Origin of the sequence: Saccharopolyspora sp. NPDC049357, from assembly GCF_040677225.1 — a bacterium.
GTDB lineage: Bacteria > Actinomycetota > Actinomycetes > Mycobacteriales > Pseudonocardiaceae > Saccharopolyspora.
The window spans coordinates 43,807-59,398 of record NZ_JBFAQJ010000032.1 but is presented as its reverse complement, the minus strand read 5'-3'; the positions used below and the strand labels follow the sequence as shown (position 1 = coordinate 59,398).

The following is a 15,592-nucleotide window of genomic DNA, read 5'->3' as shown; positions in this document are numbered from 1 at the left end:
ATGTTTCATGGATTCAATCTTCTGGAGCTGTCTTCCGGGTGGCTCGTCGTGGCGGGATCACTCTTCGTGACAGCGGTTTTCCTGCTGACCTTCCCGCTGCGCGGGGGTCACGGTCAGCACGCGGGTTCCGGACCGGGTGCGCTGACGGTGTGGGCGCTGCGCGAGTCGTTGAAGCCGCGATCGCCTCATTTCCACGAGATCGCAGAGCTTTTCCGCCTCATGAGCCTCGAACCGAAGCCCGTCGGGCCCGCGCGCGTGCGGGAAAGGCTGGAGCCACCGCCCTACGTCGGAGCGCACCGCAGCCGGGTCGACGACGTGGTTGAGCTCATTCACCCCAGGGTGGAGGTCTACCTGGACCCGGCGGCGCTCCGACCACACTGAGTCAGGATCAGGTCAGGCCGCTCTCCGCCGCCAGCTCGTGCAGGGTCGCGTCGAAGAGCTGATCGGCGTGGAACAGGTCGAACGGGAAGCGGCCGAAGACCTCCAGCGCGATGTGCCCGTAGAGGCGCACCCACCAGCGCATCAGGAAGTAGACCGCCTCGGCGTCCATCGCCTCCGGCGGCATGTCGATGCCCTCGTGGGAGAAGGCGTCGGCCAGCGCCTTCTGCTGCACCGAGAGGTCCGGCAGGTCGATCGGTGCCTTGACCTTCTCCTCCGCGTTGGGGTTCTCCGACATCATCGGGGCGACGATGCTCAGGAACACGCTCGCGAACCGGTCCGGCTGCCGGGAACGGTCCTTCGGGGTGGCGAAGACCAGCGCGAACTCCTTCGGGTGCGCCAGCGCCCACGCGCGGAACCGGCGGCAGACCGCGAAGGTGCGGCCCAGGAAGTCCTCGCTGGACGGGTCGAACGCCGTCGACAGCTCGTCGGAGAGATCCGCGCAGATGTCGTCGCACAGCTGTCGCAGCAGGTCTTCGCGGGAGGCGTAGTAGCGGTAGAGGGCGGGCGCGGTGATGCCCAGCTCGCGCGCGATCGCGCGCAGCGTCACCGCGTCGCTGCCGTGCTCGACGAGCAGCGTCCGAGCGTGCCGCCGGATGTCCTGCTCGGTGGCTGCCCGCGCTCGTTCGCGCGGTGACAGCTCCGTCATGTCCCCAACCTCTCGGTCCGCGGAATGCGTCCACCTCGTAGGACGTCGGTCAGACCGTAACGGGCGTCACCACCGGGCTCCAAGGTCGGCCGCGCAAGCCATGAGCTGCGTCTCGTGCGAATGAATTCGGCGCCGCGGTTGTTCAAGCTCGAGAGGAAGAGCCGTGCGGGAAACCTGGAGGTCGGATGTCCGCCGAGCAAGTCACCGTCTACAGCAGGCCGGGCTGCCCGTTCTGCATGTCGCTGCGCGCCGGGCTGCAACGCTCCGGTCTGGAGTTCAACGAGGTCGACATCTGGCAGGACCCGGATGCGGCGGGCGTCGTGCGCTCCATCGCCGATGGCAACGAGACGGTGCCGGCCGTGGTGATCGGGGACTGGAAGGCGGTCAACCCGTCGACCCGCGAGGTCGTCGCCGCGGTGGCCGAGCACGCCCCGCACCTGCTGCCCGTCTGAGGTTTCGAGCTGAGGGCCGACCGCACGGGGGGCGTTGCGGCCGGCCCACAGCAGGTTGCGATCGTCGATGGCGCGAATACCGACGAGCGACAACCTGTTCAGTTTGACGGCAACTCCCCTGGGAAAGATCCACCTTGACCCCTGAATTCGCTCGAACGGTGGATCAAAGGCGGAATAATCATTTGTGTCCGAGAGCACAGGATTTTCGCGATTCACGGTGTCGTCCCTGGTGGGAGCTTTAATCGCGCCTTTTGTTCGATCTTTTGCGGGATTTCCGCAGATCGTGTTTGTCGGGTGCCCCGGTCGAAGCGACCGGGGACTGGGACGCGTCGTGATGGCTGGTGTCGACCGGCTCTCCTGGAACGGGATCCACCCGGCCGGGGATTTCGGCGCGAGGGTCCGTTTCCCGATCATCATCAGCCGGTTTGGGCTGGGCCGCGAAGAAGCTCGCGAGGGCGGTGAGCTGTTCGGCGAGCCGGTCGACGTCGAGTCTCGGTTCGGTGAGCGTCGCGGTGAATGTCATGGCTCTAGCCTGCGATTTCAGGGGTGCGAGCCGGATCCGTACGGCTACTCAGTTGTTACCTATGAGTAATGCCACCCGCTGCTGCATTCGGGTGACGTAGGAACCCACGGCAGGTAGCGGGACTGCCCCCTGGCTCACACGATCAAGCCAAACGTCGAACACGTCCTTACGCTGGTTGTCAGCGGTGCGTTCTCGTGTGTGTCGTATCCGCGCCGGGCGCTTCTGCTGTGCAACTCGGAAAGGTATGGTCTAGACCATGTCGCGTTTGACTGGTGTCGGAGTCAGCTCCGGCCGCGCCGCCGGGCCGATCGTCCGGGTCGCCGAACCGCTGCCCGAGCCCGCCGCCACGCCCGCCCCGGTCGACCAGGTCGCCGAGGCCGCGCGGATCCGCCCCGCCGCCGACGCGGTGGCCGAGGGGCTGTTCCAGCGCGCCGCCAGGGTCGGTGGTGACGCCAAGGCCGTGCTGGAGACCACCGCCGCCATGGCCATGGACCCGGCTCTGATCTCGCAGGCCGAACAGCTCGTCGCCACCCGGTCGCTGCCCGCCGTCCGCGCCGTCTACGAAGCCGCCAACGGCTTCGCCGACGCGCTGCGCGCCGCCGGAGGCTACATGGCCGAACGAGCCCGCGACGTCCACGACGTGCGAGACCGCATCATCGCCGAGATCGACGGCGTCACCCCGCCCGGCGTTCCCGAGCTCTCCACCCCGAGCGTGCTGGTGGCGCGCGACCTCGCGCCCGCCGACACCGCCGACCTGGATCCGAAGCTGGTGCTCGCGCTGGTCACGGAAGAGGGCGGGCCCACCAGCCACACCGCGATCCTCGCGCGTGCGCTGGGAATCCCGGCGGTCGTCGCGGTGCGCGGGGTGCTGACCGCATCCGGCGCCGGCGCCACCGTCGACGGCGACGCGGGCGACGTCGAGCTCTCCGACACCGAGGTGGCCGTGCGCGTCGCCGAACGACCCGAGCACGCCGACTGGAACGGCGTCGGCCAGACCTCCGACGGGGTCCCGGTCAAGGTGCTCGCCAACGTCGGATCGGCCACCGACTCCACCACCGCGGTCGCCGCGGGTGCGCAGGGAGTCGGCCTGTTCCGCACCGAGTTCTGCTACCTCGGGGCAGACGTGGAACCCGACGTCGCCACCCAGCGCTCCGCCTACGGCGAGGTGCTCACGCCGTTCGCCGGCAAGCCCGTGATCGTGCGGACCCTCGACGCCGGTGCCGACAAACCGCTGTCGTTCCTCGACATGAGCGCCGAGCCGAACCCGGCGCTGGGCGTGCGCGGTCTGCGAGTGGCCTTCGACCGGCCCGACCTGCTGGACTCCCAGCTCGAAGCGATCGCCGGTGCCGCGCAGGACTCCGGTGCCGAGGTGTCGGTGATGGCGCCGATGGTCGCCACCGCGGACGAGGCCGGTTGGTTCGCCGAACGCGCTCGCGCCAACGGAATCGATCGAGTCGGCGTGATGATCGAGGTCCCGGCCGCAGCGCTGTCCGCGGCGGAGATCCTGCATGCGGTGGACTTCGTCAGCATCGGCACCAACGACCTGGCCCAGTACGTCTTCGCCGCCGACCGCATGGTCGGGGCTCTCGCCGGTCTCAACGACCCGTGGCAGCCGGCGCTGCTGCGGCTCATCGCGATGGTCGGGTCGACAGGTCGACAGGTCGACAAACCGGTGGGTGTCTGCGGCGAGGCCGCCTCCGACCCGCACCTGGCCGGAGTCCTCGCGGGCCTGGGCGTCACCAGCTTGTCGATGAACGCCTCCGCCGTCCAGGCCGTCGGCGCCGCGCTCGCCCAGCACCCGCACGCCGCGTTCCGCAAGGCGGCCGAAGCCGCGCTGGAAGCACCGAGCGCGGCAGCGGCGAGGCAGACGACAAAGACGACCCTGGTCTAGGGGCTGTTGAAGAACGCGGCGGAGCCGCTGTTTCAAGTGCGGGACTCAGCTCGCACCGCCGCAGGTTCTGCCACTGGCGTCGCCAGGCAACGCAATTCCTCAACAGCTCCTAGGGACCGGCGTCAGTTCTCCTCTTCGGGCTCGCCGTCCTGGTCGAGTCCGTGCTCGATGGCGTAGCGGGCCAGCTCCACGCGGTTGTGGAGCTGCAGCTTGCGCAGGGTCGACTGGACGTGGTTCTCGACCGTGCGGTGGGAGATCACCAGCTTGTTCGCGATCTGCCGGGCCGTCATGCCCTTGGCGACCAGCCGCAGCACCTCGGTCTCGCGCTCGGTGAGCTGCGGCGCCTGGTGCTCGGAATCCGGCGTGATCGCCATCCGGCGGTACTCGCCCAGCACCAGCCCCGCCAGGCCCGCCGTGAACACCGCGTCGCCCGCGGCGGTGCGGCGGACCGCGTCCACCAGCTCCTCCGCCGAGGCGGACTTGACCAGGTATCCCGAAGCGCCGGCCTTCACCGCCTCCAGCACGTCGGCGTGCTCACCGCTGGCCGACAGCACCAGCACCCGGGTCCCGGGGATCTCCTGGGTGATCTGCAGCGTCGCCTGGACGCCCGAGGTGTCGCCGAGGTTGAGGTCCATCAGCACCACGTCCGGCGTCACCGTCTGCGCGATGCGCAACGCCGACGCGGCATCGCTCGCGGTGGCGCGGACGTCGAAACCGCGCTCGCTCAAATCGCGCGCGACCCCGTCCCGCCACATCGGGTGGTCGTCGACGACCATCACGGTGACCGGCGGTTCGCTCATCGCTGTCCTCCTCGGCGGCGTTTCGGCTCCGGAACGCGCGGGATCCGGACCTCCCACTCGGTGCCCTCGCCCGGCGCGGTGTCGAGACTGATCTTCCCACCCAGGGCGGCGACCCGACCCCGGATGGATTTCGCAATCCCCATCCGCCCTTCGGCGGCAGCCTCGTCCAACCGCCCGTCGGGGATGCCGGGTCCGTCGTCGCGGACGCTGAGCACCACCTCGTCCGGCAGCTCCTCCAGCAGCACCCAGGCCTGGGCCTGAGCGCCCGCGTGCCTGTCGACGTTGGCCAGCGCTTCCCGGGCCACCGCCGCGAGGTCGGCGCTGAGCTGCTCGCTCAGCCGGACCGGGTTCCCCGGCACCGACACGTGCACCCGCGCGGTGCGGAACCCCTGCAGGCGGGCCGCCAGATCGGTCTCACCGTCCTCTGTGGTCTCCGGCTTCGTGGCGATCAGGGAACGCAGCTTGATCTCCTGCTCCCCGGCCAGTTCCGCCAGTTCGGCCGCCTCCCCGCCGAGCTCCGCGCCGCGCCTGCGGACCCGCGCCAGCACCTGCAGCACGCTGTCGTGGATGGACCGGGCGAGCCGTTCCCGTTCCGCGGTGGCGGCTTCGGCGCGCAGCGCCTGCGCGAGCCGTTCGGTGGATCGGCGCGCGGTGTCGGAGTTCAGGCCGATCACCAGGCCCACCCCGACCAGCAGCAGCGTGTCCAGCGCCATGTCCGATCCGGTGCGGCCCCGGACCAGCAGATTGCCCGCGGCGGCGAGGATTCCGGTGACGACACCGCCCTTCATCCCCCACTGCACAGCAGCCGCGGTGACCCCGGTGGAGTGCCAGACCGTCACCACCGAGGGATTCGAGGAGTTCATGTGGGCCTCGGTGAGGATGAACTCGTTGAGCAGGAACAGCGCGTTGACCACCACGACGTCGGCGGCCACCAGCCGGTTGGTGCGCCCGGCTCGGGTCCGGTAGCGCCAGACCGTGAAGGCCGTCCACACCGCCATGCAGCCGATGCAGATCGCCGCCAGCCACGGCCGCTCGTAGGCGTCGAAGAACACGGCGAACCACACCGCGGCGTAGAGGAACGTCACGACGCGAAAGACGTTGTGCCCCCGCCACAGCGGCGTTCGGCCGTCGGCCACCTGAGGTGGCGTCGGCGATGCTTGCCAACCGGTCAACTCGAACTCCTCCCGAGCGCCCATCCTGCCCCACGAGGGCTCCGTTGCGGAATCGCGTGGTCGGGAAAGCGAAATGCGTCGCACTGCTCCGAACCGCCGATCCGCGACGCCCGGTTGGGGGCGTTCACCGAGAAACGCCGTTCCCGTTTTCACGTTGTGCTTCGGTGTGCTCATTCGCTGTGCCAGGCTCCCGGCGGGAGGTGACTGATGGGCGGTTGGTTGCTGTGGCGCATGCGTCCTGCTGCGATCGGCTACGTCCTGTTGGTCCAAGCGCTGGCGCTGGCGCTGGTCGTGCTGGTGTTCATGACCGGGCGACGACCCGCCCCCGACGACCTGCTGAACTTCGCGGCGCTCGCCTCGACCGCCGGCGCGACCATCGTGATCACCTCCGTGTCGATCAACCTCCGGCGGCAGATCCGGCGCAACCCGTGGACCCTGCACATCGTCTACCTGGCGGCCGGAATCCTGTTGCTGCCGACCAACCTCCTGGTCCTGCTGCTGCTCGGGCCCGCGCTGCACGGCGTCCTGCACGACCGGCCGGAAGCGCACCGCTGGCTGTTCACCACCGCGGCCACCACCGTCGCCACGTTCGCCGCGCGGCTGGTCGCCGGGTGGAACGAGCCTGTGTGGACGGCGGTGAACTTCTTCGCCATCGGCGTGGTGCTGCTGGTGGTGCGCGCCTCGGTGGTCGCGGGCGGGATCCGGTTGCGGACTCCCGGAGCTCCGCGCTCCACAGTGCTGGGTGAGCCGATCGACGTGCTGCTGGGCATCGTCGCGGCCAGCCTCGGCGGACTGCTCGCGGTCGCGATGTCCGCGGAGCCGCTGGCCGCGCTGCTCGCCGGGCCCCCGATGATCCTGCTGGACCTGGCCGGCCAGCTGCCGCAGTGGCGGCGGACCGCCCAGCACGACGGCAAGACCGGTCTGGCGAACTCCTCGCACTGGGAGCGCATCGCGCGCGTGGAGCTGATGCGCGCCCGGCAACGGCAGCAGCCGGTCGCCCTGCTGCTGCTGGACCTGGACCGCTTCAAGCGGGTCAACGACGAGCTCGGCCACCTGGCCGGTGACACGGTGCTGGCCAAGTTCGCGAACATGCTGCAGGACAACGTCCGCGGCGAAGACCTGGTCGGTCGCTTCGGCGGCGAGGAGTTCGTGGTGCTGCTGCCCGGAACCCAGGGCGAGACGGCCTACCGGGTCGCGGACCGGATCCGGGTGTCCACGGCCGCTCTGTCGGTGGAGACCCGGGACATCCACGGCGACCAGCGGGAGCTCACCGGGCTGACGGTGAGCATCGGCGTGGCGACCACCGGCCGGTTCGACTACGAGCTCACCGACCTCCTGGTGGCCGCCGACGCCGCGATGCTCGCCGCCAAGGCTGCCGGCCGCAACGTCGTGACCGTCGCTTGAGCGCTGTGGGGAAATCACCTCGTGGGTGGCGGGACCCCCCCGGACCGGCGTCGCGGCGTCCTCCCCGGAGAACCGCTGAGAAATCCCCCCGCGGCAGATCCTTCAGTCCTTCTTCTGGTCGTCCTCGGGTTCTTCGTCCGCGGTCTTCTCCTCGGCGGGCTCGGCGTCGGCGGGTGCGGACGGTTCCAGGGGGATGCTGCCGGTGGTGTCCGGGAGCTCCTCCTCGGCCGCGATCAACGCCCGGATCGCGGCGTTGAGCACCGCGACCAGCGGGATCGCCAGCAGCGCGCCGACGATGCCGTTGATGACCACGCCGATGCTGATCGCCAGCACGACGCCCAGCGCGTGGATGTGCACCGCGCGACCGAGGATCAGCGGCTGGAGCACGTTGCCCTCCAGCTGCTGGACCAGCAGCACCATGCCGACCACGATCAGCGCCACGACCCAGCCCTTGGTCACCAGCGCCACCAGCACCGCGACCGCACCCGAGGCGACCGCGCCCACGATCGGCACGAAGCCGCCGAGGAACACCAGCGCGGCCAGAGGGATCGCCAGCGGAACGCCCAGGATCACCAGGCCCAGGCCGATGCCGAGCGCGTCCACCACCGCGACCAGCGCGGTCGCGCGCACGAAGCCGACCAATGACGTGAACCCGGCGATGCCCGCGTTGTCCACCCGGTGGCGGACCTGGCGCGGCGCCAGGCGGACCACGAACAGCCACACGCGGCGGCCGTCGTAGAGGAAGTAGATGAGCGTGAACAGCGCCAGCACGATCCCGGTCAGCAGGTTGCCGAAGGTGCTCGCGGTGGACAGCGCGCCGCTGGTCAGGATCGCCTGGTTGGACTGCAACCAGTCCCGTGCCTGCTGGATGTAGTTGGCGATCTGGTCGTCGTTGAGGTGCAGCGGCGAGACCGCCAGCCACTGCCGCATCGCCTCGAGGCTGGCCACGACCTGGCGCTGCAGGTCCGGGAAGCCGTTGATGAAGGCGTTGACGACGAAGGTCAGCACACCGCCGACCACGGCGAGACCGCCGACGAGCACCATCGCCGTCGCCAGCGCCCGGGGCACCTCGCGGCGCGCCAGCCAGGACACCAGCGGTGCCAGCAACGCCGCCAGCAGCAGCGCGATCGCCACCGGGATCACGACCACGTAGATCCGCGTGATGATCATGCCCGTCACGTACAAGGCGGCGGCGATCACCAGCATGCGCCAGCTCACCGCCGCGGAAACCCGCAGAACCCGGGGGATCGCCGTCGAGGCGTCGTCGGGCTCGCTGATCTTCAGGTCGCTCACACCGCCACCGTATCGCCGATCTCCACCCCGCATCCCCACAGCGGGCACCCCCACGAGCCTCCGCCGCCAACCGGGTCGGGGTGACCGGATCACTGCGGTGTTCAGGTCCCCGAATACCGCGGTAATCCGGGTCGGCCGCCCGGGGCCGGTTGGTGGCGGGATGTCCGGTTCGGGCGGGTCGGCAAGTCGAGCGGTGTAACACGATGTAGCGAACTGGCTTCTCTGCGCTTACGGAAGACGACCTTGTTTTGAAAGAGTTCCCGTCGCGAGGGAGGACGAAGCTCCGTGGGGGAGCCACAGCAGGCCGAGGAGGTTCTGGCACCGCGATGTCCGTCCGTGACCGTACGACGCAGACCGCCCGACGGCGGTTGCTGGGCCGTGCCCTGGTCCTGGCGGGCACGGCGGTCGCCGGAACCTCCGCGGCCTTGCTGGTCGGTCAGCCCGCGGAAGCCGAATCCGGGACGCCGACGGACGCACTCGCCGAAGCTCCGGTGCTGTCCGAGGCCGCCGTACTTCCCGGCGATGCCGCGGACCTCCCGGCAACCGCGCTGGAGCACGTGCGACAGGCGGACCCCGCTTCGTTCCCGCTCGACGAACTGGACCCGCTGGCCCTGGTGCCCGACGAACCGGTCGGACACCTCCTCCCCGGCGGCAACGACGACGCGACCGCCGCACCCGCCCAGACGCCGCAGGACACCGAGCCCGCGGCGTCGCCGGTCGAACCCGCAGACGGGCCGGACCGGCAGGCGGACGGCCCGCCGCCACCGGCGGCCGCGACCACCCCCGATCCCGAGCCGTCCACGGCATCCCCGCAGGTGGACGCTTCGGTCCGGGTGGCCGGACATCCCGTTCCGGACACCCCGAACACCCCCGAGCCGGAGCGTCCGGCCGTGAACACCGCACTGCCCGCGTCGAGCGGCTGCGCCAAGACGGCGGACGGTCAGCAACCGGGCGCCGGCCTCCCCGGCCGGTACCCGGCGGCACCGCTCGCCGACGGGGCGCGTCCGGACGCGTGCGCGCACGACCGCGCCGAAGTGCTGCGAGGGGTGCCCTCCCCTCGCCCCGGCGCGACCCCTGACTGACCCGCCGGCCGGCACCGATTCGCAGCGTGGCGAACGCGCGTGCCGGCGACTTCGCGATCTGAGTCCAACGCCGACCGATCATGATCAAGTTCTGATGACGGTGCGGCGCTCGAAGTTGATTTTCCCCCGGAACGCGGGGAGCCTGGTTAAGGAGAAGATCCATGCAGACTTGGGCGAAGCGCGGCGTTCAGACCGCGCTGGTCACTGGTGGCATGCTGGCCGTCGGTACGGGGGTCGCTTCCGCCGGGGATGCCTGTCAACAGCGTCCGATGCCGTTGGGAGAGTCGGTGTTCCCGCCCGCGCTCGACGACACTGCGCCGCTCGGCCGTTGCCTGGCCGGAGACCTGTTCTCAGAGGGTGCGCAGCACAACAGCCCGGTGGTCGAGTCCGCCCGCGGGCAGCTCGACGAGTCCGCCAACGAGCTGACGCGCGAGATCCCCGCGCTGCGGTTCCAGGACTCGCCGCTGAAGCTGGCCGGCTGGGCGGCGGACCCGTCCGAGGCCACGCCGCTCGACCTGCGCCGCTCGCCGCAGGGCAGTGCGCCGACCACCCCGGCACAGGGCTTCCACCGCTCGCTGAGCTGGTCCGCGCCCATCGGTGACGTCGTCCGCGACCGGCTCCCCGCCGGCGGACCGCAGACGGCCGAGCTGGTCATCCCGCACGACGACCTCGTCTACTTCGACGGCTTCGCCCCGGCCAACGGGATCATGGAGCTCTACGAAGGCGCCCTCGCTCCCCGCGAGGAGGCTCCGGTGGAGACCGGCGGCCTGCTGGCCACCGACTCGGTCGACCTGACCTCCGCCGACGTGGGCGGACTGCGCAGCGAGCTGCGCACCGTGCCGCCGCTGGTGCTGTCCGCGGCCCTGGCCGAACCGCCCGCTCCGCCGGCCGCGCCGGTGGAGTTCGTGCCGCTGGACGTGCCGGGCGAGCGGCAGGCCCCGGTCACCGAGGTGCCGCCGCTGTCCGGGCTCTCGCTGCTGGAGCTGTCCAAGGTGCCCGGCACGGTCGAGCGCGGCGGTCCCGGCCTGTCCGCTCCGATCCCGGGCCTCGGCGAGCTCAACGCGCTGCAGAACGGCCAGACCGCGGCGCCGACCGCCAGCCGGATCACCGCCGCTCTGGAGGACACCGTCCTCCCGGCGCACACCATGGTCGCGTCCCGGTCCGAGCTGCCGCTGCTGTCCGGCACGGCCGGTGCCCCCGACCTCACCCTGCCGATGCCGGCCATCAGCCCCGAGCTGATGCACCGCTTCGACAACGCCGAGACCGTGGTCATGCCCCGCGCCTGACCTCGCGCAGCAGAAGGCCCCGCCCGCTGTGGAAGCGGACGGGGCCTTCTCGCGTCAGGGGGTCACCGGTCAGGGGGTCACCGCGGGCTTCTCGGACCGCGGGATGTCGACCGGTGTCCGGTCGCGTTCGCGCCACCACAGGTAGCCGTTGTAGGCCAGGTAGGCGACGCCGAAGTAGACGTAGGAGTTGCCGACGAACTGCTCGAAGACGTTCCAGGTCAGCTCCAGGCCCTTGCCCTGGGGCATCTTCCAGTGCGGGCCCATCATGAAGAACCCGCTGATCAGCGTCGTCATCAGCAGCATCGCCCAGTCCCGCCGCACGTACGCCGCGCCTGCCAGCAGCACCAGTCCGGGGATGGCCCAGACCCAGTGGTGCGACCAGGAGATCGGCGAGAGCAGCAGACCGAGCACGCCGTTGAGCACCACGGCGGTGGGCAGATCTCGCTGCCGGACCGCGTTGATCATCCCCAGCACCGCCAGGCCCAGCACGAGCACCGCGAGCACGCCCAGCACGAGCGTGAGGTTCGGCGCGCTCAGCTTGGACAGCAGCGACTTCAGCGACTGGTTGCCCGCGTAGGTCGAGGCGTCGCCGGTGAACTTCGGCCCGAAGTTGACGTGGCTGTTCGCGAACATCTCGTGCAGCCAGAACCGGCGGGCGTTGTCGAAGGTGATCAGCAGGCCGACGAGGGCGGTGCCGACGAAGGTCAGCAGCGACACCGCGATCGTCCGGAAGTCCCGTCGCAGCAGCGGCAGCAGCAGGAACACCAGCGGCGTGAGCTTGATGCCCGCGGCGATGCCGATCAGCAGGCCGCGCGGGTAGGGCAGCTTCTTGGTGCCCTCCACCCGCCACAGCAGGTCGACCACCACCAGCGCCATCAGCACGATGTTGATCTGCGCGTAGGTGATCGTCTCCATGATCGGTTCGCTGATCGTGGCGATCGGCAGCACGGCCGCGGTCACCATCAGCACCCGATCCCGGTGAGCCTGCAGGAACGTCGACTCCCGCAGCACCACGTACAGCGTGGTCAGCAGCGCCAGGTGGCTGACCAGCATGATCACCGCGGTGGACACCACCTTGGGCACCAGCGCGAGCGGCGCGAACACGATCGCCGCGAACGGCGGGTAGATGAACGGCAGCTTCAGGCCCGACTCGGTGGGCGGCAGGTTGTGGTAGAGATCGCGGCCGCCCAGCAGCGCTTGGGCGCCCTGCCGGTAGACCTCGCCGTCGATGTGGTCGTGGGTGTTGACCGTCGAGACCACCACGATGGCGATCAGCTCCGCGATCGCGATGACCGCCAGCAACGACCTGTGACTACGCAATCGTTCGGCCAGCGGAACCAGATCCGCGGTTCCGGGCATTGGCATGCACCATCCTCTCGGCTACCACTGCCGCTCAAGGGTAGAGATGGGCTCGACGCGGTCGGACGCTCGGCGTCGCGCGGAAGCCCTTTCGTGACGCACTCTCTATCGGGAGCGGCTCCGAGGTGTTTCGCACAGGCCTTCTCGATCGTGTTTCACCTGCATGAATGATCAAAATTCGATCATCGAGGTGACTTGTGGGGAAGCTGTGGTCAAGCCCCTGACACTGCGTTATAAGCGGAGCGTGAAACCACCATTACGGGTGGTCGCTTCTCTCTTGAAATGCGCCCCACCACAAGGGGAGGCTCAGACGGACTGCTCCGTTTGGTGGGGAGGGAGGGGGCCGAATGAGTGTCCTTGACGTGGCTGCTGCCCAGCTGGCACCCGTGTGGGACGAGCTCGTCAGCGGGCTGAACGTCGGGGTGCTGCTGACCGATGACCGCGGCCAGGTGCTGGCCACCAACGACGTCGCCGCCGAGCTGATGCAGCTGGACCGGGCCGATCTGCTGACCGGAACCCGTCCTCACGGCTGGCAGGTCCGCGACGACACCGGCTCGCCCATGCCGGACTGGGCCGACCTGGCCGGTCAGGTGCTGCGCGCGGGCTGCCCGCTGTCCATCCCGCTCGTCATCATCAGCGGTCGCACCGAGAGCCGCATCTGGGCCGACTACCACGCCGTCACCGTGCAGGGCCGCAGGCGAGTGCTCGTCCTGCTGCAGTCCGTGCACACCGACGTCTCGCACTCCTCCGGCCTGCTCGACCCGCTGACCGGTCTGCCCGGTCGCGTGCTGCTGCTCGACCGGCTGCAGCAGTCGCTGGTCCGGTCCCGCTCCCGCGGCACGCTGTCGACCCTGGTGCTCATCGACGTGCAGCGGCTCGCCGACTTCAACGCCGCGCACGGCTTCGAGCGCGGCGACGAGCTGCTGTCGACGCTGGCCGGGCGGCTGCGCGAAGGCCTCAAGGACGAGCACACCGTGGCCCGCTACGGAGGGGACGAGTTCGCGGTGGTCGCCGAACACCCCAGCGGAACGGGTGAGCGGATCGCCGCCCAGGCGCGCGAGGTGGCCGGCTGGCCGATGCGCGTCGGCCGCAAGCGCGTCCGCCCCGACCTGCGGGTCTCCTGGGTGACCACCGACGGCCTCGCCTCGGTCCACTCGGTCCTGGCCCGCGCGGAACAGCAGCTCACCGCGAAGGCGCGGACCTGACGACCGCTGGGTCGCCCCGAAGAGAGCCTGGTCGTCAACCAGGAAGGAGGTACTGCGTGGGTCAAGTAACCCCTGCTGAACGAAGCGGGGCACCCACGGTGAGGTGGGTGCCCCGCTTCCTGTTCGCGACGGTTCAGCGCTCGGCCTCGCCCGAGATGAAGTCCTCGACCGCCTGGTAGGCGTCGGAGTCGGAGTACTGCTCCGGCGGCGACTTCATGAAGTACGACGAAGCCGACAGGATCGGGCCGCCGATGCCGCGGTCCTTGGCGATCTTCGCGGCGCGGATCGCGTCGATGATGATCCCCGCCGAGTTCGGCGAGTCCCACACCTCGAGCTTGTACTCCAGGTTCAGCGGCACGTCGCCGAAGGCGCGTCCCTCCAGCCGGATGTAGGCCCACTTGCGGTCGTCCAGCCACGGCACGTAGTCCGACGGACCGATGTGCACGTTGCGCTTGCCCAGGTCGCGGTCGACCTGCGAAGTCACCGACTGCGTCTTGGAGGTCTTCTTCGACTCCAGGCGCTCCAGCTCCTTCATGTTCAGGAAGTCCATGTTGCCGCCGACGTTGAGCTGCATCGTGCGGTCCAGGTGCACGCCCCGGTCCTCGAACAGCTTGGCCAGCACGCGGTGCGTGATGGTGGCGCCGACCTGCGACTTGATGTCGTCACCGACGATCGGCACGCCGGCCTCGGTGAACTTGGCGGCCCACTCCGGGTCGGAGGCGATGAACACCGGCAGCGCGTTGACGAAGCCCACGCCCGCGTCGATCGCGCACTGCGCGTAGAACTTGTCGGCGTCCTCCGAGCCCACCGGCAGGTAGGACACCAGGACGTCGACCTCGGCCTCGCGCAGCGCCTGGACCACGTCGACCGGCTGCTCGTCGGACTCCTCGATGGTCTCCCGGTAGAACCGGCCGAGACCGTCGTGGGTGTGCCCGCGCTGCACGGTGACGCCCAGCGGCGGCACGTCGGCGATCTTGATGGTGTTGTTCTCGCTGGCGACGATGGCCTCGGAGAGGTCCCGACCGACCTTCTTGGCGTCCACGTCGAACGCGGCGACGAACTTCACGTCGCTGACGTGGTAGTCGCCGAAGGCGACGTGCATCAACCCGGGAACCCTCGTGTCCGGATCGGCGTCGGAGTAGTAGTGCACGCCCTGCACCAGCGACGCAGCGCAGTTCCCAACGCCGACGATCGCCACTCGCACCGAGCGACCGGGACGATCTCCGCCCATGGCAGGGCCCTCCTTCTTGGTCATCTGTCGTGTCCTTGCTTGATTCGTGCCGGTGGCTGATTACCCACATCTGGGCGTCCACAGGCATCGGGCCGCCCGGACGTCGAGGCAGCTGCCTGCTCGACGCGTTCGGTCTCGATGATCTCGTCCAGCCAGCGAACCTCGCGCTCGCTGTGGTCCAGCCGCAGGCGGTGCAGTTCCCGCGTGTAGCGGTCGAGGCATTCCCCGGAACGGGCCAACGCGCTGCGCAACCCCTCCTGGCGCTCCTCCACCCGGCGGCGCCGGGCCAGCAGGATGCGCATGCGCGCCTCGGCGGGCGTGCGGGAGAAGAACACCACGTGCACGCCGAAGGCGTTGTCCTCGCAGGAGCGGGGGCCGCTGTCGGCGACCAGCTCGTCGAAGCGCTGCTCACCTGCGGCGGTGATGCGGTACACGCGGCGGGCGCGGCGGCCCCACGCCTTGGACTCCTCGGCGTCCGATTCCTCTTCGATCAGCCCGGCCCGGCACAGCCTGCGCAGCGTCGGGTACAGCGACCCGCAGGAGAGCGCGCGGAACACGCCGAGCGTGTCGTTCAGCTGTTTCCGCAGCTCGTATCCGTGCATCGAGGAGCTGTGCAGGAGCCCGAGCACCGCGAGTTCGAGCATCTGCACCTCCTACGAGCGTCTAATAGGCGCCGCGAATAATAAGGACTGCCAGCGCTGGCAGGGGCACCCGGCGGAGTATATCGCGCCGATATATCGCGACTCGCAGTCGAGCGGTGCCAGAGGTGGTCGGCGTCACCGCACGTGGTGGCGGAGATGCCCGCCT

General features: G+C 69.8%; 15 protein-coding genes. 7 read left to right on the top strand and 8 right to left on the bottom strand.

Annotated elements, in window-relative coordinates:
* Positions 1-66: 66 nt before the first annotated feature.
* On the top strand, positions 67-381 hold the full coding sequence (locus tag AB0J91_RS23885; protein ID WP_363872692.1) for a hypothetical protein: 315 nt from the start codon (positions 67-69) through the stop codon (positions 379-381).
* 7 nt (positions 382-388) lie between these two features.
* Here AB0J91_RS23885 and AB0J91_RS23880 read toward each other — a convergent pair whose 3' ends face one another.
* The gene (locus AB0J91_RS23880) at positions 389-1,087 is read right to left on the bottom strand and encodes a TetR/AcrR family transcriptional regulator (RefSeq protein WP_363872689.1); all 699 of its coding nucleotides are present in this window, start codon (positions 1,085-1,087) and stop codon (positions 389-391) included.
* Between the two features lie 185 nt (positions 1,088-1,272).
* On the opposite strand from AB0J91_RS23880, the gene AB0J91_RS23875 reads away from it, so the two are divergent.
* Positions 1,273-1,539 carry a glutaredoxin domain-containing protein gene (locus tag AB0J91_RS23875; RefSeq protein ID WP_363872685.1) on the top strand — a complete coding sequence of 89 codons (267 nt, stop codon included), beginning with the start codon at positions 1,273-1,275 and terminating at the stop codon, positions 1,537-1,539.
* A 238-nt stretch (positions 1,540-1,777) separates the two neighbouring features.
* Here the strand turns inward: AB0J91_RS23875 and AB0J91_RS23870 are convergent, their stop codons facing one another.
* Positions 1,778-2,062 (bottom strand): hypothetical protein, encoded by a 285-nt coding sequence (locus AB0J91_RS23870; protein ID WP_363785431.1) that lies wholly within the window; start codon positions 2,060-2,062, stop codon positions 1,778-1,780.
* Between the two features lie 256 nt (positions 2,063-2,318).
* Here AB0J91_RS23870 and ptsP point away from each other — a divergent pair, with 256 nt between their 5' ends.
* Positions 2,319-3,953, top strand: coding sequence for a phosphoenolpyruvate--protein phosphotransferase (ptsP, locus tag AB0J91_RS23865; protein ID WP_363872682.1), 1,635 nt, complete (start codon positions 2,319-2,321; stop codon positions 3,951-3,953).
* 122 nt (positions 3,954-4,075) lie between these two features.
* On the opposite strand, the gene AB0J91_RS23860 is transcribed toward ptsP, so the two are convergent.
* Together AB0J91_RS23860 and AB0J91_RS23855 are read right to left on the bottom strand one after the other, a co-directional pair.
* Positions 4,076-4,753, bottom strand: a complete 678-nt coding sequence (locus tag AB0J91_RS23860; protein WP_363872679.1) for a response regulator transcription factor — start codon at positions 4,751-4,753, stop codon at positions 4,076-4,078.
* Positions 4,750-5,925, bottom strand: coding sequence for a DUF5931 domain-containing protein (locus tag AB0J91_RS23855; RefSeq protein WP_363872676.1), 1,176 nt, complete (start codon positions 5,923-5,925; stop codon positions 4,750-4,752). Before AB0J91_RS23855 ends, AB0J91_RS23860 begins: the two co-directional genes overlap by 4 nt.
* Before the next feature lie 207 nt (positions 5,926-6,132).
* Here AB0J91_RS23855 and AB0J91_RS23850 point away from each other — a divergent pair, with 207 nt between their 5' ends.
* Positions 6,133-7,329: a GGDEF domain-containing protein gene (locus tag AB0J91_RS23850; RefSeq protein WP_363872673.1), complete on the top strand. Its 1,197-nt coding sequence runs from the start codon at positions 6,133-6,135 to the stop codon at positions 7,327-7,329.
* A gap of 102 nt (positions 7,330-7,431) precedes the next feature.
* Here AB0J91_RS23850 and AB0J91_RS23845 read toward each other — a convergent pair whose 3' ends face one another.
* The gene (locus AB0J91_RS23845; RefSeq protein ID WP_363872670.1) at positions 7,432-8,622 is read right to left on the bottom strand and encodes an AI-2E family transporter; all 1,191 of its coding nucleotides are present in this window, start codon (positions 8,620-8,622) and stop codon (positions 7,432-7,434) included.
* Between the two features lie 326 nt (positions 8,623-8,948).
* On the opposite strand from AB0J91_RS23845, the gene AB0J91_RS23840 reads away from it, so the two are divergent.
* Entirely contained in the window at positions 8,949-9,704 is a 756-nt protein-coding gene (locus tag AB0J91_RS23840) for a hypothetical protein (RefSeq protein WP_363872667.1), read from the top strand.
* Between the two features lie 161 nt (positions 9,705-9,865).
* Positions 9,866-10,990: a hypothetical protein gene (locus AB0J91_RS23835; protein ID WP_363872664.1), complete on the top strand. Its 1,125-nt coding sequence runs from the start codon at positions 9,866-9,868 to the stop codon at positions 10,988-10,990.
* Positions 10,991-11,059: 69 nt separating this feature from the next.
* On the opposite strand, the gene AB0J91_RS23830 is transcribed toward AB0J91_RS23835, so the two are convergent.
* Entirely contained in the window at positions 11,060-12,355 is a 1,296-nt protein-coding gene (locus tag AB0J91_RS23830; protein ID WP_363785453.1) for a glycosyltransferase family 87 protein, read from the bottom strand.
* 341 nt (positions 12,356-12,696) lie between these two features.
* Between AB0J91_RS23830 and AB0J91_RS23825 the strand changes: the two genes are divergently transcribed.
* A complete protein-coding gene (locus tag AB0J91_RS23825) occupies positions 12,697-13,554 on the top strand; it encodes a sensor domain-containing diguanylate cyclase (protein ID WP_363872661.1) in 858 nt (285 codons plus the stop codon).
* 133 nt (positions 13,555-13,687) lie between these two features.
* Here the strand turns inward: AB0J91_RS23825 and AB0J91_RS23820 are convergent, their stop codons facing one another.
* Together AB0J91_RS23820 and AB0J91_RS23815 are read right to left on the bottom strand one after the other, a co-directional pair.
* Positions 13,688-14,785: an inositol-3-phosphate synthase gene (locus AB0J91_RS23820; RefSeq protein ID WP_363786341.1), complete on the bottom strand. Its 1,098-nt coding sequence runs from the start codon at positions 14,783-14,785 to the stop codon at positions 13,688-13,690.
* A 20-nt stretch (positions 14,786-14,805) separates the two neighbouring features.
* The gene (locus AB0J91_RS23815) at positions 14,806-15,429 is read right to left on the bottom strand and encodes a PadR family transcriptional regulator (protein WP_363785458.1); all 624 of its coding nucleotides are present in this window, start codon (positions 15,427-15,429) and stop codon (positions 14,806-14,808) included.
* Positions 15,430-15,592 lie beyond the last annotated feature (163 nt).

Excerpts from the sequence above, each read along its gene's own strand:
- AB0J91_RS23880 (WP_363872689.1), bottom strand. The coding sequence starts at position 1,087 with ATGACGGAGCTGTCACCGCGCGAACGAGCGCGGGCAGCCACCGAGCAG.
- AB0J91_RS23875 (WP_363872685.1), top strand. The coding sequence starts at position 1,273 with ATGTCCGCCGAGCAAGTCACCGTCTACAGCAGGCCGGGCTGCCCGTTC.
- AB0J91_RS23870 (WP_363785431.1), bottom strand. The coding sequence starts at position 2,062 with ATGACATTCACCGCGACGCTCACCGAACCGAGACTCGACGTCGACCGG.
- ptsP (WP_363872682.1), top strand. The coding sequence starts at position 2,319 with ATGTCGCGTTTGACTGGTGTCGGAGTCAGCTCCGGCCGCGCCGCCGGG.
- AB0J91_RS23860 (WP_363872679.1), bottom strand. The coding sequence starts at position 4,753 with ATGAGCGAACCGCCGGTCACCGTGATGGTCGTCGACGACCACCCGATG.
- AB0J91_RS23850 (WP_363872673.1), top strand. The coding sequence starts at position 6,133 with ATGGGCGGTTGGTTGCTGTGGCGCATGCGTCCTGCTGCGATCGGCTAC.
- AB0J91_RS23840 (WP_363872667.1), top strand. The coding sequence starts at position 8,949 with ATGTCCGTCCGTGACCGTACGACGCAGACCGCCCGACGGCGGTTGCTG.
- AB0J91_RS23835 (WP_363872664.1), top strand. The coding sequence starts at position 9,866 with ATGCAGACTTGGGCGAAGCGCGGCGTTCAGACCGCGCTGGTCACTGGT.
- AB0J91_RS23830 (WP_363785453.1), bottom strand. The coding sequence starts at position 12,355 with ATGCCAATGCCCGGAACCGCGGATCTGGTTCCGCTGGCCGAACGATTG.
- AB0J91_RS23825 (WP_363872661.1), top strand. The coding sequence starts at position 12,697 with ATGAGTGTCCTTGACGTGGCTGCTGCCCAGCTGGCACCCGTGTGGGAC.
- AB0J91_RS23820 (WP_363786341.1), bottom strand. The coding sequence starts at position 14,785 with ATGGGCGGAGATCGTCCCGGTCGCTCGGTGCGAGTGGCGATCGTCGGC.
- AB0J91_RS23815 (WP_363785458.1), bottom strand. The coding sequence starts at position 15,429 with ATGCTCGAACTCGCGGTGCTCGGGCTCCTGCACAGCTCCTCGATGCAC.